19 protein-coding genes are annotated in these 18,250 nt (G+C 41.7%); 15 read left to right on the top strand and 4 right to left on the bottom strand.

Going from position 1 to position 18,250, the window contains the following annotated elements:
* The first annotated feature begins 33 nt into the window (after nt 1-33).
* Complete coding sequence (locus ACFEL9_RS12255; protein WP_385890251.1) at nt 34-675, top strand: DNA-3-methyladenine glycosylase family protein; 642 nt, start codon at nt 34-36, stop codon at nt 673-675.
* Between the two features lie 162 nt (nt 676-837).
* Nucleotides 838-2,379, top strand: coding sequence for a hypothetical protein (locus ACFEL9_RS12250; protein ID WP_385890249.1), 1,542 nt, complete (start codon nt 838-840; stop codon nt 2,377-2,379).
* Here ACFEL9_RS12250 and ACFEL9_RS12245 read toward each other — a convergent pair.
* Nucleotides 2,356-2,874: a thermonuclease family protein gene (locus tag ACFEL9_RS12245; protein ID WP_385890246.1), complete on the bottom strand. Its 519-nt coding sequence runs from the start codon at nt 2,872-2,874 to the stop codon at nt 2,356-2,358. The genes ACFEL9_RS12250 and ACFEL9_RS12245 overlap by 24 nt on opposite strands.
* Before the next feature lie 337 nt (nt 2,875-3,211).
* Here ACFEL9_RS12245 and ACFEL9_RS12240 point away from each other — a divergent pair, with 337 nt between their 5' ends.
* From ACFEL9_RS12240 to ACFEL9_RS12220, 5 genes are all read left to right on the top strand, one after another.
* Nucleotides 3,212-4,075 (top strand): UbiA family prenyltransferase, encoded by an 864-nt coding sequence (locus tag ACFEL9_RS12240; protein WP_385890243.1) that lies wholly within the window; start codon nt 3,212-3,214, stop codon nt 4,073-4,075.
* Nucleotides 4,068-5,147, top strand: a complete 1,080-nt coding sequence (locus tag ACFEL9_RS12235) for a type III polyketide synthase (RefSeq protein ID WP_385890240.1) — start codon at nt 4,068-4,070, stop codon at nt 5,145-5,147. The genes ACFEL9_RS12240 and ACFEL9_RS12235 overlap by 8 nt, the downstream gene beginning before the upstream one ends.
* Entirely contained in the window at nt 5,144-5,851 is a 708-nt protein-coding gene (locus ACFEL9_RS12230) for a methyltransferase domain-containing protein (RefSeq protein ID WP_385890238.1), read from the top strand. Before ACFEL9_RS12235 ends, ACFEL9_RS12230 begins: the two co-directional genes overlap by 4 nt.
* Nucleotides 5,844-7,028 carry an NAD(P)/FAD-dependent oxidoreductase gene (locus ACFEL9_RS12225; RefSeq protein WP_385890235.1) on the top strand — a complete coding sequence of 395 codons (1,185 nt, stop codon included), beginning with the start codon at nt 5,844-5,846 and terminating at the stop codon, nt 7,026-7,028. Before ACFEL9_RS12230 ends, ACFEL9_RS12225 begins: the two co-directional genes overlap by 8 nt.
* A gap of 94 nt (nt 7,029-7,122) precedes the next feature.
* Entirely contained in the window at nt 7,123-7,395 is a 273-nt protein-coding gene (locus ACFEL9_RS12220; RefSeq protein WP_385890232.1) for a hypothetical protein, read from the top strand.
* Between the two features lie 90 nt (nt 7,396-7,485).
* On the opposite strand, the gene ACFEL9_RS12215 is transcribed toward ACFEL9_RS12220, so the two are convergent.
* A complete protein-coding gene (locus ACFEL9_RS12215; protein WP_385890229.1) occupies nt 7,486-8,385 on the bottom strand; it encodes an aldo/keto reductase in 900 nt (299 codons plus the stop codon).
* Nucleotides 8,386-8,436: 51 nt separating this feature from the next.
* Here ACFEL9_RS12215 and ACFEL9_RS12210 point away from each other — a divergent pair, with 51 nt between their 5' ends.
* The 4 genes from ACFEL9_RS12210 (at nt 8,437) to ACFEL9_RS12195 (ending at nt 12,369) form a co-directional block, all read left to right on the top strand.
* Nucleotides 8,437-9,210 carry an ATP-binding protein gene (locus ACFEL9_RS12210; protein ID WP_385890226.1) on the top strand — a complete coding sequence of 258 codons (774 nt, stop codon included), beginning with the start codon at nt 8,437-8,439 and terminating at the stop codon, nt 9,208-9,210.
* A 35-nt stretch (nt 9,211-9,245) separates the two neighbouring features.
* Entirely contained in the window at nt 9,246-10,103 is an 858-nt protein-coding gene (locus ACFEL9_RS12205) for a phytanoyl-CoA dioxygenase family protein (RefSeq protein ID WP_385890223.1), read from the top strand.
* A 67-nt stretch (nt 10,104-10,170) separates the two neighbouring features.
* On the top strand, nt 10,171-11,364 hold the full coding sequence (locus ACFEL9_RS12200; protein WP_385890220.1) for a Gfo/Idh/MocA family protein: 1,194 nt from the start codon (nt 10,171-10,173) through the stop codon (nt 11,362-11,364).
* Nucleotides 11,365-11,406: 42 nt separating this feature from the next.
* Nucleotides 11,407-12,369, top strand: coding sequence for a DMT family transporter (locus ACFEL9_RS12195; protein WP_385890217.1), 963 nt, complete (start codon nt 11,407-11,409; stop codon nt 12,367-12,369).
* 9 nt (nt 12,370-12,378) lie between these two features.
* Here ACFEL9_RS12195 and ACFEL9_RS12190 read toward each other — a convergent pair whose 3' ends face one another.
* Nucleotides 12,379-12,771 (bottom strand): response regulator, encoded by a 393-nt coding sequence (locus ACFEL9_RS12190; RefSeq protein WP_385890215.1) that lies wholly within the window; start codon nt 12,769-12,771, stop codon nt 12,379-12,381.
* A 350-nt stretch (nt 12,772-13,121) separates the two neighbouring features.
* Between ACFEL9_RS12190 and ACFEL9_RS12185 the strand changes: the two genes are divergently transcribed.
* The 4 genes from ACFEL9_RS12185 to ACFEL9_RS12170 all read left to right on the top strand — a co-directional run bounded on the left by ACFEL9_RS12185 (nt 13,122) and on the right by ACFEL9_RS12170 (nt 15,988).
* Nucleotides 13,122-13,610: an asparaginase domain-containing protein gene (locus ACFEL9_RS12185; protein WP_385890212.1), complete on the top strand. Its 489-nt coding sequence runs from the start codon at nt 13,122-13,124 to the stop codon at nt 13,608-13,610.
* A gap of 148 nt (nt 13,611-13,758) precedes the next feature.
* A complete protein-coding gene (locus ACFEL9_RS12180) occupies nt 13,759-14,946 on the top strand; it encodes a S8 family peptidase (protein WP_385890210.1) in 1,188 nt (395 codons plus the stop codon).
* Nucleotides 14,947-15,007: 61 nt separating this feature from the next.
* The gene (locus ACFEL9_RS12175; RefSeq protein ID WP_385890207.1) at nt 15,008-15,424 is read left to right on the top strand and encodes a hypothetical protein; all 417 of its coding nucleotides are present in this window, start codon (nt 15,008-15,010) and stop codon (nt 15,422-15,424) included.
* A gap of 21 nt (nt 15,425-15,445) precedes the next feature.
* A complete protein-coding gene (locus ACFEL9_RS12170; protein WP_385890204.1) occupies nt 15,446-15,988 on the top strand; it encodes a DUF1415 domain-containing protein in 543 nt (180 codons plus the stop codon).
* Between the two features lie 11 nt (nt 15,989-15,999).
* Here ACFEL9_RS12170 and ACFEL9_RS12165 read toward each other — a convergent pair whose 3' ends face one another.
* Nucleotides 16,000-18,195 (bottom strand): sensor histidine kinase, encoded by a 2,196-nt coding sequence (locus ACFEL9_RS12165; RefSeq protein ID WP_385890201.1) that lies wholly within the window; start codon nt 18,193-18,195, stop codon nt 16,000-16,002.
* Nucleotides 18,196-18,250 lie beyond the last annotated feature (55 nt).

The raw sequence follows: 18,250 nt of genomic DNA, 5'->3' as shown, positions 1-18,250 counted from the left end.
AAAATCGATTCTCTCAATCAATAAAAGCAAGTCATGCACTACGTCGCACATCTTTCCAGGGATAAGAAATTGAAAAAGCTGCTTGAAGGTGGAAAAACCCATGAGCTGAAGAAAAGAAAAAATATCTGCACTTACCTGTGCGCCTCTATCATGAGCCAGCAATTATCTACCAAAGTAGCGACGGTCATTCACAATCGTTTTCTGGCTTTATATGCTGGCAAAGAACCTACTCCGCAACAAATACTTGATACTCCTTTCGAAACCTTGCGGGCTATTGGCTTATCCAACGCCAAAGTGAGTTATGTAAAAAACGTGGCACAGTTTGAAATTGATTTTGGCATGGATCATAAGAAACTGCACAAAATGGACAACGAGGAAGTAATTGTTTACCTCACCCAAATAAAAGGTGTTGGACGATGGACCGTTGAAATGCTGTTGATGTTTGCTCTTGGCCGCGAAGATGTGTTTGCCATCGATGACCTCGGCATTCAAAATGCGATGATCAAGCTATATAAACTTGACCGGGAGGATAAAAAGAAATTCAAAGAGGATTTGCTCCGCATCTCAAAAAAATGGTCTCCCTACCGGACTTTTGCCTGCAAACATCTATGGGAGTGGAAGGATAATACACCGGTACCCGTCAAACCCAAACAAAAGCCGGCAGTAAAAGCCTGATTGCTAGTATTTCTGTCTTTTGTCCATTCAGGATGTTGGCAAAACAAAGCATATTTAATTTTTTCTTTTTCAAAAATATCCGCCGAAAAGCAGTGTGGACAATAATTTGACAAAAACGGAGTTAATACATAAGCTACAATCCTAATATGAAAAACCAAAGCGATGAAAATTCCTTCCACCCTGCGGGCCTTTATCAGCGCCGCCCAAGGTCGTAATCTGTTCTTACGCCACTTTATTATCACCACAATTTTTGGTCTCCTGTTTTTGACCAAACTGATGGCACAATCTAACCCAGCCTACACTCGTAGCTATTTAAACAACATTGTTGAAATTGGCTTAAGCGACTACGGCATCATCACAGGGGAAGATTCATCCAATATTTATTTTATCGCTGTACGTCGTGTCATTACTGAAAAACAAGACTATGCCGAAAGGATCGCACCGGTTATAAAGAAAGTAAAATTCTATAATGGCACTTACAGAACAAAAGCCGTCAAATTGAGTGAAATACGCATCGGTGCATTTGCGTTGGTGCTTTATGAATCTGCGAGACCGGCAACAAGTCAATGGCAAAGGAATTATTATCATTCACTGACCTATAAAAAAGGCAAACTCTCCACTTTCCGGGATAAATGGTTGAGCGATAAAATTTGGTCGGTACACGATACAAAGATTGCAGTAATCAAACAGGGAAAAACAGGCGTAATGACCTTGAAGGTTCCCCGCGACGCCGGCGTTGCCAAAGGCATGCCGCTGATCAATAGCGATGGATTTATGGCGGGTATGTTAACAGAATCTACCCTGGGCAAAACAGTAATCCGTGCAATCAGTATGCAGGATATTGCCAATGCCCTCTATATTCTCGGAAAAAATGATTGCCGTTATTTTAGTATGGTCGAATGGGGTAAAGAAGATAATCGCTGTGTACTGGAAGAAAAAGCAAGAATAGCTGCAGCTGAAAAAGCTCTATTGGATGCAGAAGCAAAATTTAAACAGCCTGCCGAAACAGTTGCCGACTCTACTGTAACAGATACGATAAAAAAAGAAAAGAAAAATCACTTCATCGATTATGGCATCAATGTTAGTTTGCTGGCTGATCCATTGATGGATAACAATCCGGCTAAGGACAATTATTTTAGCACCCGTGCTTTCCACGCAGGACTATCATTTCACTTTAACATCGATAAAAAGGGGGCTAACAGGCTTACCTTAAAACCGCGTTTTGGAAGCTTTTATGAAAAAACAAATCAAAATTTTTGGGTTTCCCCCGGTGGTGAAGTAAGCATTTTTATCACCTCGTATAAATATGCGGAAATGCCCATTGTATTTGAAAGACGGATCATCAATGCGTCCAACTTTTCAATTTCGCTCGGCGCAGGCTATTCACCAGGATTAGTATTTGATCACAAATACGATTTGTGGGAAAAGGCCACGACGTCTATTTACAAGCAATCAGTTTCAGGAGGAGGTTCAAATATTATCCATCGTGTCGTTGGCGAACTTTATTTTTACGAATCCAAATCACTGCGGGTGGCCGCCGTCTATCGTAAAGATTTGTCTGGCTATCCGCATCAAACATACCAGTTGCTGGTCAATGGAACTAATTATACCCCTTTTGCCGATCGAAAAAAATCCTGGTATATCGGGCTTGAATTAGGAATACGGCTAAGAGGATCGTGGTCACAACCGGGAATCGCTGATTAGTTTTTGACTAACCCGTTGGCGTTGTTTTCTAAACTCCCAGGGAGCAATGTGACCCGGCTTTCGCCAAAGTCCCAATCTAGCCATTCGTGCCTGGCGTTCCGCCTTTGCAAAACTGCTATCGGATGAATATTTTGAAAAATGCCAGGCAAACCCATTTTTAATCATCGCCAGGTTAATATTTTGACCGTTGCAATAAACCATTGCAATTGTTCGCCTGTTACGATCATGCCCGGTTATTTTTAATTGAACGTTCTTTTTAAAAATATAAGCAGCCAAAGCATTTTTAGCAGATTGATAAAAATCCTGTTTCTTTTCGGGGCAGTCGATTCCATACATTCTTACCCTCAGTGTTGTCTTACTTGCCGTTAGCAGATCAAATGTATCGCCATCCACAATTTTTACAACAGTCCCTACCTGTTCAGCAGTTTCTTTATTATTATTATTTGTCCCCGGGGAAGCCAGGAAAAATAAGCAGCTCAATAAAAACAGTTTCATAGGAAATGACTCTTTCGATTTTATCGTAAAGTTATCTTTTGTAGAATATTCAGGAGATTAGTTAACAATTTCTTAGGCTGAATATCTTTACTTCTCGCTTCAAACAACAAATTATGCTTCGCTATATCTTACCCTGCTGTTTTCTTCTTGTTTCCTACTCTTTAATCGCACAACCAAAAACAAATAAACAGTTTTCATTATCCTACGGTCTACCGGCTGATGTGATATTGCCAATCTGACCGCAATAGATGCTCAATAAGGAAAAAAATTCACCCGTTCTATCCGTCCTTTTTTGTTCGGGAACTAATACTAACTTAGAAATAAACAAACGAGGCCTATGCTTTCAGCTTCCACAATAAAATTGCTGCGGCTTCCTTTTTCCATTTTTTTATCGCCTATTTATTTTTTTGCTTTGTCACAGGTACCAACTGTTGATTGGGCCCGGGCTATCTTAATTTTTGTTATTCTTCATTTCCTGGTTTACCCGGCAAGCAACGGCTATAACAGCTATATGGACAAAGATACCGGTAGCATCGGCGGTCTGGAAAAACCACCTCCACCATCAAAACAACTATATTTCACCACAATCGTTTTAGACCTCGCGGCTATCTTGCTGGGCTTTTTAATAACTCCTTTGTTCGGCTTGCTGATGCCACTTTATATCGGCGCTTCGAAGGCGTATAGTTACCGGGGCATCCGGTTAAAAAAATACCCGGTCATTGGCTACCTGACAGTCATTATTTTCCAGGGTGCGTTCACTTTTTGGCTGGTATACTACGGCAGCCAGCAGATACCGGAATTTCTTGTTCCCTGGCAAGGCATGCTTATTTGCGCCTTATTGATTGGTGGTTTTTATCCCCTCACCCAGATCTATCAGCATCAGCAGGATTTTGAAGACGGCGTTGTCACCATCAGTTATAAGCTGGGATATGTGGGCACTTTTATCTTCTGCGCTTTACTTTATTTATTTGCCTGGCTATTCATGGCACAATTCTTTATCACCACCAACCAGGGAAACGGATTATTGCTGGTAAGCATCTTTTTCGTTCCTGTCATCGTTTATTTTATCAAATGGTTTTTAGCGGTCCAAAAAGATACCCGTGCGGCCAATTTTAAAAATACGATGAGGATGAACTGGCTGGCTGCTATATGCACCAATTTGGCTTTTATCATTTTATTAATTGCAAATCAGTTTGAGTAAGATTGTTTCGATAGCGACATCAGTACCCGAATACCGGCACGGGCAAAAAGATATTCTTGATTTCATGCAAAGAGTCTATGCTCTAAATGAAGAGGATAAGCGTAAACTGAAATTCCTTTACCGGCAAGGCGGTATTGATACCCGCTATTCCGTCATACCCGATTATAGTTTACCCGCATCGCACTGGCAATTTTATCCTCCTTCAGAAAATTTGGAGCCCTTTCCCGGCCTCGAAAAAAGACTTACCTGGTACCAGCAATATGCAGCTCCGCTTTCTTTAAAGGCGATTGAAAAATGTTTACGAAACAAAAATGCTGCTATCACCCATCTTATTACCGTTAGCTGCACGGGAATGAGTGCGCCCGGGCTTGACCTTGAATTATTGGAATTATTGCAGTTGCCTTCCACTACTTTTCACACCTCGGTAAATTTTATGGGTTGCTATGCGGCAATTCAGGCCCTGCGAATGGCTGATGCCTTTTGCCGGAATGATAAAAATGCCAACGTGCTAATTGTATGCACCGAACTTTGCACCCTGCATTTTCAAAAAGAACATACCATTGACAATATAACCAGCAGTATGCTGTTTGCCGACGGTGCAGCAGCAATTGTAGTCACGGGAAATAAAAAACAGCCGGGGCCCCTGATTGAGCACTTTTACTCAACAGTCGACATAAGCGGCAAAGATGATATGGCCTGGAGATTATCTTCAAAAGGATTTTTAATGACGCTTAGCGGGTATGTACCGGCGTTGATCGAAAAAGATTTTAACGAACTGGTGACGAGTGCCCTCAAACCTGCCGGGTTAACAAAAGAAGATATCACTCACTGGTGCATTCATCCGGGTGGCAAAAAAATTTTGGAAGCCGTGCATGACAGCCTGGGCCTGCAGGATGGGCAATTGGATAAGTCTTATGAAGTTTTACGGCAGTATGGCAATATGTCGTCGCCGACGCTTTTATTTGTATTGGAGAAGATCATGAATGAAACGAGCTATTCCAATACCGATAAGATCTTTGGTGCAGCCTTTGGACCGGGCATTAGCATGGAAACATTTATTTTATCTGCATGATTAATTTACAACAGCGCAGCTACCAGAAAGAGCTAATGGATGAAAACGACATTCCGTTTGCAGCTATCACACAAACGTTAAAAGAATTAAATATCATCAACACCCGGTTGGGCGGTCATGCCATCACCATTAGCGGCGTTGAACAATTAAAAAAAGATAAGGAGCCAATAATTATATGCGAGATCGGGTGCGGTGGCGGCGACAATCTATTTGCCATCGATAAATATTGCAGGAAAAATAATATTGCCTCATCATTTATCGGCATTGATATGAATCCCGACTGCATTGACTTTGCAAAAAAGCAATACCCTCAATTAAACTGCAGATGGATATGTAGCGACTATGCAACCGTAAGTTTCGGCAATATCAGGCCGTCTATTATTTTTTCGTCCCTTTTTTGTCATCACTTTACAGACGAGCAATTGGTTTTTATGTTACGGTGGCTTCGACAAAATTCGCTCGACGGCTTTTTCATCAACGACCTTCACCGGCATTGGCTCGCTTATTACCTGATTAAATACATCACAAAATTTTTCAGTAAATCCTATCTTATAAAAAATGACGCCTGCTTGTCTGTTGCGCGGAGCTTTACCGCAAACGACTGGGCCAGGTTATTTGAAGCGGCCAAACTTGGCAAGCCTGCTATTAAATGGCGATGGGCTTTTCGTTACTTAGTCAGTTACAAAAACGAGCCAAATGGATAGCGCCAAAAACACTTTACCTGCAGAAGCTCCGGCTCACACTTCTGTCCAAAACGAATACGACGCCGTCATAGTTGGCGGTGGTTTAGCGGGTTTGGCACTATCTATCCAACTGGCAAAAAGGGGCTATAAGGTCATTATTCTTGAAAAAGAACAATATCCTTTCCACAAAGTGTGTGGCGAATATATCAGCCTTGAGTCATGGGATTTTCTTATTGAGTTGGGGCTTCCTTTGAACCGCATGAATGTATCACTCATTTCCAGGCTGCAGATCTCTTTAACAAATGGAAAAACACTGGATCAGCAACTACCGCTTGGCGGCTTTGGCATCAGTCGTTTTGTGCTTGACTATGCACTGGCAGAAATTGCAAGAAGCAAAGGCGTTATAGTTGAAGAAGATTCGAAAGTAACCGGCATTCATTTTAACTCTTCTTCCTTTACTGTTGAAGCACAAGGAAAAGCTTATACGGCTCCTGTTGTTTGTGGCAGCTTTGGTAAAAGAAGCAACCTGGACATTCGTTGGAAGCGGCCTTTTATTTCAAAGAAAAAAGGAAAACTCAATAATTATATTGGAGTGAAGTATCATGTACAGGTGGACTTTTCACCAGATACGATTGCATTGCACTACTTTCCCAACGGATATTGTGGTATAGTGAAGATAGAAGAAAACAAATATTGTCTTTGTTACTTAACCACTGCTGCCAACCTCGCCAGGTGCAATGGGTCCATTAAAGTAATGGAGCAAACAATCCTGTCGCAGAATCCATATTTAAAAAAAATTCTTACTGAACACTACAAACTGTTTGAACAGCCGGTTACCATATCACAAATAAGTTTTGACCGGAAAACGCAGGTAGAAGAACATGTACTATTGGCCGGCGATGCTGCCGGTATGATCACACCACTATGTGGCAATGGAATGAGCATGGCCCTCCACGCCAGCAAACTGGCCGGACAACAGATCGACCTTTTCCTGAAAGGGTTTATTTCCCGTGAAGAAATGGAGAAACAATACAGTCGGCTATGGCAAACTAACTTTTCAAGACGATTGAAAACAGGACGTATTATTCAAAGAATGTTTGACAACAAATGGCTTATTCACCTTCTCATATACCTGGGAAAAAAAATTCCTAAGCTCGCATTATACCTCGTGCGCCAAACTCATGGAAAATCTTTTTAAAAGAGTAAAAGTTATCGGCAAATTTTTCCAAATGTCATGGCATAGTTTTTAGATCATATAGTGCATAATTATCTTTCATCTAAAAACATGACACATGAAACAATCAGCGATCTTGTTTAATTTAAAACGCTTGCTGGGTATAATAATGCTTTGCCTGTTTCAAACAGCCATATTGGCGCAGGATAGCACCAGCTCGAGCACTTCAAAAACAACCACGACAACTACCACTACTACAACGTGGTACACACAACCATGGGTATGGGTTCTGGGCGGGGCGATATTTATTTTAATTCTTTTTGCCCTGATGCGTGGCAATACATCCAGTACAACAGAAAAAACTACTGTTGTGAGAGACAGGGAAGTTTAAGTTATACAGGGGGTTCACTCTTGTTGCACTGTGGTATTTTTTCCACTTAATTATATTCAGCTCCGGCTTAAAGTTTGGAGCTTTATTTTTTTAGCGATGTTGTTCATAATATTTCGCAGGTAGCACTTCCTGCAACATTGCTATAGCTTCTTCGGTAAGTTTTTCTTTATTGGTTGTTGCAGCAATCTCTTTCAATTGTTCGATCTTACTTATCCCTACTACTGCGGCCGTTATAACTGGATGTTGTAATACATATAATAAAGCAGTTTGCGCAGCAGTATGATTCGTCACAGCAATTCCCTGCACTAGTTGAGCCGCCGCAGTAATCGCCTCAGGGGTATGACCTAAATATTCTTTCGCAGGCTTATTGATCAGCAAGCCCTGTGCAAGTGAACCTCTCGCCAATACGCCAATATTATTTTCCTGTAATAAGCCGAAAATAGTTTCCTCAGGTCTTCTGTCGGCCAGGCTATATTGCATCATCACACTTACAATCGAAGAACGCTTAACATATTCACGGATTACGTTCGGCCTGATGGAGGAGATGCCATAATACCGGATCTTCCCTTGTTTCCTTAAAAGTTCAAATGCCTCAATCGTTTCATCAATGGGATCATCGATAGTGCCGCCATGCAATTGGTACAGATCAATTTGATCTGTCTGTAGCCTTCGCAGACTTGAATCTACGGCCTTTACAATGTAATCTTTGCGGGGATTCCATTCCCAACCGCTTCCATCTTTTTTCCATTGATTGCCGACTTTGGTTGCAATAATCACTTTGTCTCTTTTTCCCTTCAATGCCTTACCCAACAATTCTTCATTTTTCCCCTTGTCATATAAATCAGCAGTATCAAAATAATTAATACCCAGTTCTATTGCCCGGTCAATTATCGCTTTGGCATCCTGCTCTTTTGAGGATGACAACGACATACAGCCGAGGCCAATCGTTGAAATCCGAAGTTCAGACTTGCCCAATTGTTTATATTCCATAGCTAAATTTTATTTTACAGGGGGATAAGAGAAACTGTAACTTGCAAAAATATGGAACTTCCCCTCCATCATATGACCACCCAAAAACACTGGGCGGATATTGTTTTAAACTCTTCTACGTTACAACAAATAGACCAACTCAGAAGTTGGCTGGCGCAGCATGCAGGTTTGGTAAATCAAAAAAATAAGCTGAAAGATGGCTACCGCGTTTTATTCTACGGTCCGGCCGGCACTGGCAAAAGCACGGCCGCATCCATTTTAGCAAAAGAGATTTCAACTGATATCTACCGCGTTGATCTCGCTGCAACGGTTTCAAAATACATTGGGGAAACAGAAAAAAATCTTGCCCGGCTTTTTGATACTGCAGAACAAAAAGGCTGGATATTATTTTTTGATGAGGCGGATGCATTGTTTGGTAAACGGAGCGACGTTAAGGATTCACATGACAGGTATGCAAATCTGGACGTTAACTATTTGTTGCAACGCATCGAAAGCTATAATGGCCTGGTCATTATGGCAAGCAATATGAAATCAACTATTGATGAAGCCTTTACCCGCCGTTTTCAATCGATCATCCATTTTCCGCCGCCAACCAAAGAAGAGCGGAAAAGAATTTGGGAAATGGCCCTCGGAGATAACAGTTTGTTCAACAATGAAACGAAGCTGAATTCACTTGCGGAAAATCATGAACTAACGCCGGCTGTAATTATCAATATTACGGATTCAATTAAAACCAAACTGGCATCCAAAAGAGAATTAAACAAAGAGCAATTGGATGAAGCTTTGCAAGCTGAGCTTGCTAAACTTAAATCAAACAACAAGTAGTTTAAAAAAATTTTTCACTTTTAAATCCCCTGATTATGGCACGATTAATTTCCGACCAGGAAGTCCGGGCCTTTCACAAAGACGGTTATGTCATTGTTCCTGGCTTTTTCAGTAAAGAGGAAATCGACAAGCTTTACAGCATTGCTATTGAAGACACCGTTATTCATCAACATGCGGTTGACCTCAACGATCAGTCCGGTAAAAAAACAAAATTAACATTGTGGTTTAAACCGGGTGACGATGTGTACAGCCTTTTATTGCGCAGCAACAGGATGGTGAACTCTGTTGCCAAATTGCTTGACAGCGATTCCCCGGTCTGTCATTTTCATACCAAACTGATGCAAAAGCAACCCAAGGTAGGTGGCGCCTGGGAATGGCACCAGGATTATGGCTATTGGTATAAAAACCAGTTTCTTTTTCCGGATCAACTTGTAAGTGTGATGATCGCTTTAACTGAAGCCAATAAGGCCAATGGTTGCTTGCAGGTAATTAAAGGTTCGCATAAACTCGGTCGTGTCAACCATGGCTTTGCCGGTGAGCAGGTTGGCGCCGATATGACGATGGTAAACCATGCCTTAAAAACAATGGAGCATGTATATGTGGAGATTCAACCGGGCGATGCCTTGTTCTTTCACAGCAATCTTTTACACCGGTCCGAAGCCAACACATCGGATAAACCACGCTGGTCGATCATCTCTTGTTACAACTCTTTATCCAATCCGGCTTACAATGATGATTCCACATCATGGAAGGAGCCGGTCAATATTGTTGCTGACAGCGCATTGATGGAAGCTGCTGCAAAGGGCGCCTCAGAAGCAGGTGATTTTTTGCAAAAAGAAAAAGACCCCGCATTGAAAGAAACAGGCTGGGAAAAAGAAGTGAATACAAAGTGAGCGATGAGAAGTGAAAAGTGAGAGGTGAAAAAACATTAAACCAAAAAACAATAAACTATAAACATCTATGCAACGAATTGCTATGCTTGGGTCGGGTTTTATCGGCCGGTTTTATGCTGAATCATTACAGGGTCAACGAAGCAAGGATAAGATTGTCAGCATTTATTCACGCAGGGAAGAAAGTGCTAAAAAATTCGCCGCGGACTACCACTGCGAACATTGGACCACATTCATGGAAGAAGCGATTGCACATCCCAATGTAGATGTGGTTTGTATTTCCCTCCCCAATAATTTGCACGAGGCTGCAGTACTGTTATGCTGCAAACACAAAAAAGCTGTGATCGCAACCAAACCTCTTGGCAGAAATGCAATGGAGGCGAAGCGAATGCTGGAGGCTGTTGAAGCCGCCGGTATATTCAATGGCTATTTGGAAGACCTTGTTTATACACCTAAATTTTTAAAGGCTTTTGAAAGTGTAAAGGCAGGTGCAATTGGTCGCATACTTTGGGCAAAATCAAGGGAGACACATCCGGGGCCACACAGCGATTGGTTTTGGGACATAGAGCAGGCAGGCGGCGGTTGCATACTGGACCTGGGTTGTCATTGCATTGAAATTACGAGAAGCTTTATTGGCAAAGACATCAAACCCGTTGAAGTAATGTGCTGGGCCGATACGCAGGTAAAACCTATCGATGCCGAAGATCATGCCATCGGACTGGTGAAATATGAAAACGGCGCCATCGGCCAGTTTGAAGTAAGCTGGACCTTTCGCGGTGGTCTCGATCTGCGGGATGAAGTGATGGGCACGGAAGGAACCATCTGGATGAACAATTTTCTACGGACCGGTTTTGAAATGTTTTCTACCGGAAAAGGAGCTGATTATGTTGCTGAAAAAGCTGAGAGTGACAGAGGCTGGCTGTTCCCCGTTGGCGACGAACTGAACGAATTAGGCTATAATCATATGTTTACTGATATGTTCAACTCATTGGAAAAAGGCAAAGCACCAAAAGAAACCTTTTATGATGGCTATGTGGTGAATGCAGTGCTGGATGCTGCATACAAATCAGCAAAAACAAAACTGTGGGAACCCGTGCAACTGGATATCTGGAGAGGTAAAGTGGGTGTGAGCAAAGACAGTCATTTAACCGACTACGATGCCGATCACTATTTGATCAAAGAAGAAGTGACACACTATGGCGCCAAAAAATTAATCCTGAAAAATAAGCAGACGAATAAGATTATTGAGAAGGTGCTCGAATGATGTAATGAAATGATGTTTTGCAAATCCCGCCAACAGCGGGATTTGTTTTTTGAAAGCTTTATTCAATCTTCCAAACTATCTTCGTCGCCATTCTCCATGCATACTACTCCTGCAAAAAACATTTATATCGGCATCGGCCTTGCCCTGCTGGCAGTCATCATTTGGTCCGGCAATTTTATTGCAGCCCGGGGTGTGATCAAACAAATTCCACCTGTCAGTCTTGCCTTTTATCGCTGGCTGATGGCTGCTATTATTATTACCCCTTTTGTTATTAAACCACTGAAGACGGAATGGAAAATAGTAAAACGCTCAGGGGGGCATTTATTTTGGGCAGCATTAACAGGCATTGCCCTTTTCAATACCTTCGTTTATATCGGAGCACATCATACTACTGCTATCAACCTGGCATTGATTGGTACCACTTCATCGCCCATCATCGCTATTATATTGGCAAGGCTATTTTTAAACGAAAAGATCGGTCAATTAAAAATTGCGGGTATGTTGCTTTGCCTGGCCGGTGTCCTGTTTCTCTTGTCAAAAGGAAATATTCATAACCTGGTCAACTTCCGGTTTACAGCCGGGGATGGCTGGATCTTGTTGGCAGCTTTTTGTTTTGCGGTGTACAATACCCTGGTAAAAAGAAAACCGGTGGGTTTGTCGCCGGTTAATTACCTGGCTATTCTGTTTTGTATGGGAACACTCTTGTTATTTCCATTTTATCTGTGGGAAATTTCAAACACGCCGAAGGTTGAATGGAATATCAATCTTTTGCTTGTCATCATCTACCTTGGCCTAGGTACCTCCGTTATTAGTTTTCTATGCTGGAACCAGGCTATCGGAAAATTAGGCGCCGGCCGAACGGCTTTGTTTGGAAACCTGATACCAGTATTTAGCAGTATCGAAGCCGCGTTGATTTTAAATGAAGAATTTACAACAATTCATATTACAAGCATGCTCCTGGTATTTACAGGAATCGTCATTGCAAACCTGAAACTGGCAAAGTGATACGCGGATTTAGTCCTTTTGAACGGACACCTTTCGAAAATTAAGTTTGTCCAACACCAGGTCGATAGCTCTTTTGGTAAAAGGCTTCCGCAAGAAATAATTGACTCCCTCATCAATAGCTTTTTCCCGTATCCAGGGTGAAGAGTCCGCAGTCATCATAATGATCTTGATCTCATTGTCAGTCTCTTTGATCTTATGAATAAAATTCACACCAAGCCCCCCGGGAAAATTATTATCGAGAAAGATAACCGTCGGTTTTAGGTAGGAAAGATAGTTTTCTGCTTCTTCCAATGTGTTAACGATCAGTGTATGTATTTTTCTCGCTTCCAAGATAGCGGCGAGTAACAGGCCAAGATCTGCTTCATCATCAATGATCATCGCTGTTTGCACTGGTAGCCCCATTCCTCTGTGGTTTTAAAAAATTGAAAGCAAAAATTTCGCCCAATTTTTATAACGTGAACAAAAAGTCAAATGAGTATTCATTTACTCACATCGTTCTAAAATTCTACACTGCATTCATTGCGCTTTTTACACGGAATTTTACGATGCATAAGTTTAAACTCTTATTATCCTTTATGCATTGACTACTGCTTTGATTCTTTCAAATCGAACAGGTTTAACGGGGGATGTTTAAGGCGTTTGTCGGATGAAGAACTTTTTGAAATACCATCAAAACTGGTTTTACAGACAGTCGATAAAAATTTCAATCATTTGATTCATTAATTTCATTCATCAAAACGAACAGCTTGCATATGTCAATCAGAATTTTTATCACGGGTGGAACATTTGACAAAGAATATAATGAACTCAATGGCGAACTATATTTTAAAGACACCCACCTGCACGATCTGCTGGAATTGGGCCGTAATAAAGTGCCTGTTGTAATTACCACATTGATGCTGATCGACAGTTTAGAAATGACAGAAAAAGACAGGGAAGGAATTGTGGAGCAATGCAGGCTATGTCCTGAAGACAAAATCATCATTACACACGGCACTGATACCATGGCTGAAACAGCCCGTGTATTGGCAAAAAATATTACTGGTAAAACAATTGTATTAACCGGCGCCATGATCCCCATTAAATTCGGTAGCTCCGATGGGTTATTTAACCTGGGCGGTGCCATGGCATTTGTACAGACATTACCGGCCGGAGTTTATGTAGCCATGAACGGTCGCTATTTCAACTGGAATAATGTTCGAAAAAATAAACTCACCGGCCGTTTTGAGGAATTATCATAAATTTTTGTTGACATTTTTGGGCTGCAACAAACAGGATTACAATCAACTGACATTCGGCAACACAATCTTTATAAAAAGCTGTTAAAGCGGTTTATAAGCCGCTAATAAGGCATGGAAAATGCGTTAAGGATAAGCTTAATATTTCGCCATGCTCCTAAACAAACTTCTTCCTGCATGCCTTTTAACGTTGGTGCTATTTTACAGTTGCAAAAAATCAGCCAATGACTCCATTACAAAGAACCCCGGCGACGATAGTGATGACTGTGTTCAGACTAGTTCCATCATTTCTAACGATACATTAGCGGGCCAGTATATCGTCGTTTACAATACTTCTGCAGAAGAAAACAGGACGATTAGCCGGCAAGGAGCTAATGAATTGAATAGAAAGGTGCTGGAAAGGCATCATATCGCAAGGCAGGCGCTAAGGAGAAGTTTCGAGGGATGGAATGCTGGTTTTGTAGCCCGTTTATCAGCTGAAGAAGCAAAGCGCTTGGCACAGGATGAAACAGTGGCCGCCATAGAACCCGACAGGATCATTTCGCTCGGTACTTGCTTTACCGTTGCTGCTCCCCGGTTGATCACCTGGAATATTAACCGTGTTGGCTATGGAAATGGTATTGGTAAACGAGCCTGGATCATCGATACCGGGATAGATTTTGACCATCCTGATCTTACGGTTGATGCCACACTTAGCAAATCATTTATCAGCGGTCAAAGTTCAGCGGAAGATGAAAATGGTCATGGCACTCATATTGCCGGCATCATCGGCGCTAATAATAATGAGTTTGGAGTGTTGGGTGTTGCCTCAGGCGCCACATTGATCTCACTCAGGGTGTTGGATAAGGATGGCAAAGGTTTATTATCAAACATTATCAATGCACTATCCTATGTAATTAGTAATGCGTCGGCAGGTGATGTGGTGAACCTGAGTGTGGGTGATGAAGAGGGGATTTCAACCACCCTTGATCAGCAGGTGAAGAATACAGCAGCTAAAGGCATTTATATATCGATTGCTGCAGGTAATGAAAAATCACTGGCTAACAAATATTCTCCCGCCAGGGCCAATGCAGCGAATGTTTACACGGTATCAGCAGTCGACAGCCTTGATAATTTTGCAAAGTTTTCTAACTATGGAAATGATGTAGTGGATTTTGCAGCACCAGGAGTCCGCATATTATCTACATTTACCAACGGACGCTATGCTTACCTGAGTGGCACCTCCATGGCGGCGCCGCATGTGGCAGGCCTATTATTGTTAAGAGGAAATGCTATCAGCAGCGCCGGCAGTGCAAAGAATGATCCGGATGGCCAGGCTGACCTGATAGCACATTACTAATTTTTCTTTACCAAAGAAGATGATAGAGCCAGCTTTTAAGATTAAGGTCTACAATTGCTTTTTGCAAACAGTGCTCGATAAGGTTTCGATGCTGCAACAGGAACTATTGGATTTAAAAGAAAGCAGCAGTAACGAAACCAGGAGTACCGCTGGTGATAAACATGAAACGGCTTTGGCTATGCTGCAGCTCGACCAGGAGAAAACAAGCCGCCAATTACAAGATGCTTTGGTACAGAAAGCATTGTTTGAACAAATAGATCCTTCTCTTTCAACCCAGGCGGTTACCAATGGAAGCCTTGTGAAAACGAATAAAGGTTATTTGTTTCTGAGTGTTGCCATTGGAAAAATAACAATAGATGGAAAAACTGTGATTGCCCTTTCACCAGGATCACCGCTGGGTAAAGCCTTAATGGGTTTCCGGAGAGGCGATACTGCTTCTATCAACGGCCACTTTTATCAAATCGAAGACATCTGCTAATTTGATTTTTATCTTCGTTGAATGGAAAATGACAGTAAGGTTATTGAGCAAACAAAAAAATGGATCGTTGACGTAGTAATTGCCTGTAATTTTTGTCCATTTGCCGCCAGGGAAATAAAAAGAAACAGCATTCATTACGAGGTAGTGACTGAAACTAATCTGAAAAAATGTTTACAGCTATTTATAAATGAATGCCAGCGATTGGATAGCCGAACTGAAACTGAGACCAGTCTTTTAATTTTTTCCAAAGGATTTTTTTCATTTGACGAGTACCTGGTCTTGTTGCGTGAAGCCGAAAAACTGCTAAAACGAAAAGGATACGAAGGTGTATACCAGCTGGCCAGCTTTCACCCCCATTACCGTTTTGCGGCGGCATCGGCCGGTGATGCTGCTAATTACACCAACAGGTCTCCTTACCCGATGCTTCATTTATTGAAAGAAGAAAGTATAGAAAAAGCCTTGCAGCATTACCCAAACCCGGAGCAAATTCCCGAAAGAAATATTCAGTTTGCGAGGGAAAAAGGACCAGCATATATGAAAATGCTTAGAGATTCCTGCCTGTAAGATTTGTTTTACTACAACGGTATGGTAACAGCCAGCGTACAACCCTTGCCGACAGCAGATGTAACATCAACAGTTCCATTATAAAACTGGGTTCGTTCATGAATATTAGTCAATCCGATTCCTTGTCGTGTCTGGTGCGGATCAAATCCTTTTCCATTATCGGTAATAGTAAGAACAACGGCATCGTTTATTGTTTGCAACGAGACCTGGGTAGTAGTTGCATTACTATGCCTGATGATATTCTTAAGCTGTTCCTGCAAAATGCGGAACAGTGTTATTTTTTTGCTTCCTGACAACAGGGTATCGTCAACATTATGCGTAAAACTGATTTTCAATGCCCCGGTCAATTGAAGATCACTGATCATCGTGTTAATGGTATCGGTAAGCTTTCCTTCTTTCAACTGCGGAGTGACCAGCTCCTTGGACAGTTTACGAATCTCCTCAATTGCCAGGTGCAGGTATTCAATACTTTTTTGTTTTAATTGTTTTTGTTCGGCATTGGAGGGAATGACGCCGTCAAAAAATAATTTCACCGTTGACAATATCTGGTTGACATTATCATGCAGTTCATGACCAATACGTGTCCTTTCCTTCTCCTGCATCTTGATAATGGTCTCCGATATTTCCTTTTGCTTTTGCATTTGCACATTAGCCAGTTCATTCTCCAGCTCTTTCAGGGAAGAAACATCCTGTAGAGAGCCAATCATTTTTACCGGCAAACCATTTTCGTATACTACAAAACCTTTATCCTCCACATGCTTGTAGCTGCCATCGGCGCACTTGAACCTATATTCATCATGCCAGGATTGCTGGCAGTTTTCAGTTGCTTCCTTTATTTTATCGGCCAGGCGGTTACGATCTTCCGGATGTATCCGGCGAAGCCACCATGAAAGGCCCCTGGAGTTATCAAGTTGATAGCCAATCATTTCCATCAACGCCTCGTTGCGGAATATTTGACCTGTTTGCATATCCCATTCCCAAATGGCATCCGAAGTAGCACGACTAAAGTTTAATAGTCGTTCATGTGCTTCTTTCAAATCCTTTTCCAGTTTGCTTTTATCAGGCAAATTAATAGCGTGACCACCCACTAACTTGCTTTTACCGGTAACAGAGCAAATGGGAAAAATATTGATATGAGAAATGGACTGCGTGCCGTCGGCCCATTTAATTTTTTCTGTAGCCTGTACCGGTTTACACGTTTTAAATACTTCCAGGTGTTTTTCGTACAGGGCACGGTAAACAGAGGGAGGCACTACTTCCGCAATTTTTACATTGATGCAATTTTTTTCTTCAACATCAAAATATTTATAGAAAGCATCGCTGGCAAATTTTATATTGGTTTCCTCGTCAATCACCCACGAAAGTGTAGGTGTTTGTTGAAAGAAAGCGCTGATCATAGCCTGCCCATCCTTTAACTGGTTGAGCAAGTGGCGATTCGGTGTTATGTCAATCAAGTGAGATACTGCATAAAACTGATTGGGATCTTCTTCATCCGGCAAAGGTTGAGAGTGGAACAAAAGACACTTGTTCTCACCACTGTGAAGGCGGATAATGAGACTTTGTGTTTGAACCTGGCCCGTGTGAATGGCTTTGATGAACGGAGCTTCTGTAAAAGTTACTTTTTTCCCATTTTCATTTGTTATTTGCCATTCATTGTCCCAAAACCAGGAAATATTCTTTAGCCGGTATAAATTTTCGAGATTTGTGTTGAAAATGGCTGCGGCCTTTTGATTAGCGGCGATCAATTCGCCATTACTATCATGAAAAATGACACCACTGAGACCTTCAACAATTTGCTGGGAATTGTTTTGTATTAAATCTTTGAACCGTTTTAATCTTTCATCGTCTACGATTTTATACCCGGCACAGAAATATTTTTTTTCATTTCCCCTGTTTTGAAGCCTTGTCAATTTCCATTTCATTGGTTGGTAATGGCCGTTCTTCACATATAGTTCAATAGCCACCGGGTCATTATCTTCCGGGATTGAAATCAGTGTTTTTTTTAGGTCGCCGACATTGGCGGGGTGTACCAGGTCAAAAAAATTAATGGCGGATTGGCGGGGGTCGTTCAGTTCAAGCCTTCTGACCATTCTGGCATTGGCACAGGAAATTTCCCCTTCTTCATTGATTAACGTCAGGAATAAATCGGTCTGAGATGGGTGGTTGCCGATAAGACGTTTCAAAGTGGTCCAGCATGCTTTTTTCATTAGGGATATTTTATTCAACCTGGTTTTCATGAATACATTTCAAACGCATTGCCTG

The organism is Terrimonas alba (genome assembly GCF_042434975.1).
GTDB lineage: Bacteria > Bacteroidota > Bacteroidia > Chitinophagales > Chitinophagaceae > Terrimonas_B > Terrimonas_B alba.
The sequence above is the reverse complement of the archived record's forward strand: the minus strand, read 5'-3'. Positions and strand labels throughout refer to the sequence as shown.

Bases quoted from the DNA above. Each gene is read 5' to 3' on its own strand.
- ACFEL9_RS12185 (WP_385890212.1), top strand. From the start codon at position 13,122: ATGTCAATCAGAATTTTTATCACGGGTGGAACATTTGACAAAGAATAT.
- ACFEL9_RS12180 (WP_385890210.1), top strand. From the start codon at position 13,759: ATGCTCCTAAACAAACTTCTTCCTGCATGCCTTTTAACGTTGGTGCTA.
- ACFEL9_RS12190 (WP_385890215.1), bottom strand. From the start codon at position 12,771: ATGGGGCTACCAGTGCAAACAGCGATGATCATTGATGATGAAGCAGAT.
- ACFEL9_RS12245 (WP_385890246.1), bottom strand. From the start codon at position 2,874: ATGAAACTGTTTTTATTGAGCTGCTTATTTTTCCTGGCTTCCCCGGGG.
- ACFEL9_RS12205 (WP_385890223.1), top strand. From the start codon at position 9,246: ATGGCACGATTAATTTCCGACCAGGAAGTCCGGGCCTTTCACAAAGAC.
- ACFEL9_RS12230 (WP_385890238.1), top strand. From the start codon at position 5,144: ATGATTAATTTACAACAGCGCAGCTACCAGAAAGAGCTAATGGATGAA.
- ACFEL9_RS12210 (WP_385890226.1), top strand. From the start codon at position 8,437: ATGGAACTTCCCCTCCATCATATGACCACCCAAAAACACTGGGCGGAT.
- ACFEL9_RS12215 (WP_385890229.1), bottom strand. From the start codon at position 8,385: ATGGAATATAAACAATTGGGCAAGTCTGAACTTCGGATTTCAACGATT.
- ACFEL9_RS12250 (WP_385890249.1), top strand. From the start codon at position 838: ATGAAAATTCCTTCCACCCTGCGGGCCTTTATCAGCGCCGCCCAAGGT.
- ACFEL9_RS12170 (WP_385890204.1), top strand. From the start codon at position 15,446: ATGGAAAATGACAGTAAGGTTATTGAGCAAACAAAAAAATGGATCGTT.
- ACFEL9_RS12200 (WP_385890220.1), top strand. From the start codon at position 10,171: ATGCAACGAATTGCTATGCTTGGGTCGGGTTTTATCGGCCGGTTTTAT.
- ACFEL9_RS12225 (WP_385890235.1), top strand. From the start codon at position 5,844: ATGGATAGCGCCAAAAACACTTTACCTGCAGAAGCTCCGGCTCACACT.
- ACFEL9_RS12165 (WP_385890201.1), bottom strand. From the start codon at position 18,195: ATGAAAAAAGCATGCTGGACCACTTTGAAACGTCTTATCGGCAACCAC.
- ACFEL9_RS12220 (WP_385890232.1), top strand. From the start codon at position 7,123: ATGAAACAATCAGCGATCTTGTTTAATTTAAAACGCTTGCTGGGTATA.
- ACFEL9_RS12255 (WP_385890251.1), top strand. From the start codon at position 34: ATGCACTACGTCGCACATCTTTCCAGGGATAAGAAATTGAAAAAGCTG.
- ACFEL9_RS12240 (WP_385890243.1), top strand. From the start codon at position 3,212: ATGCTTTCAGCTTCCACAATAAAATTGCTGCGGCTTCCTTTTTCCATT.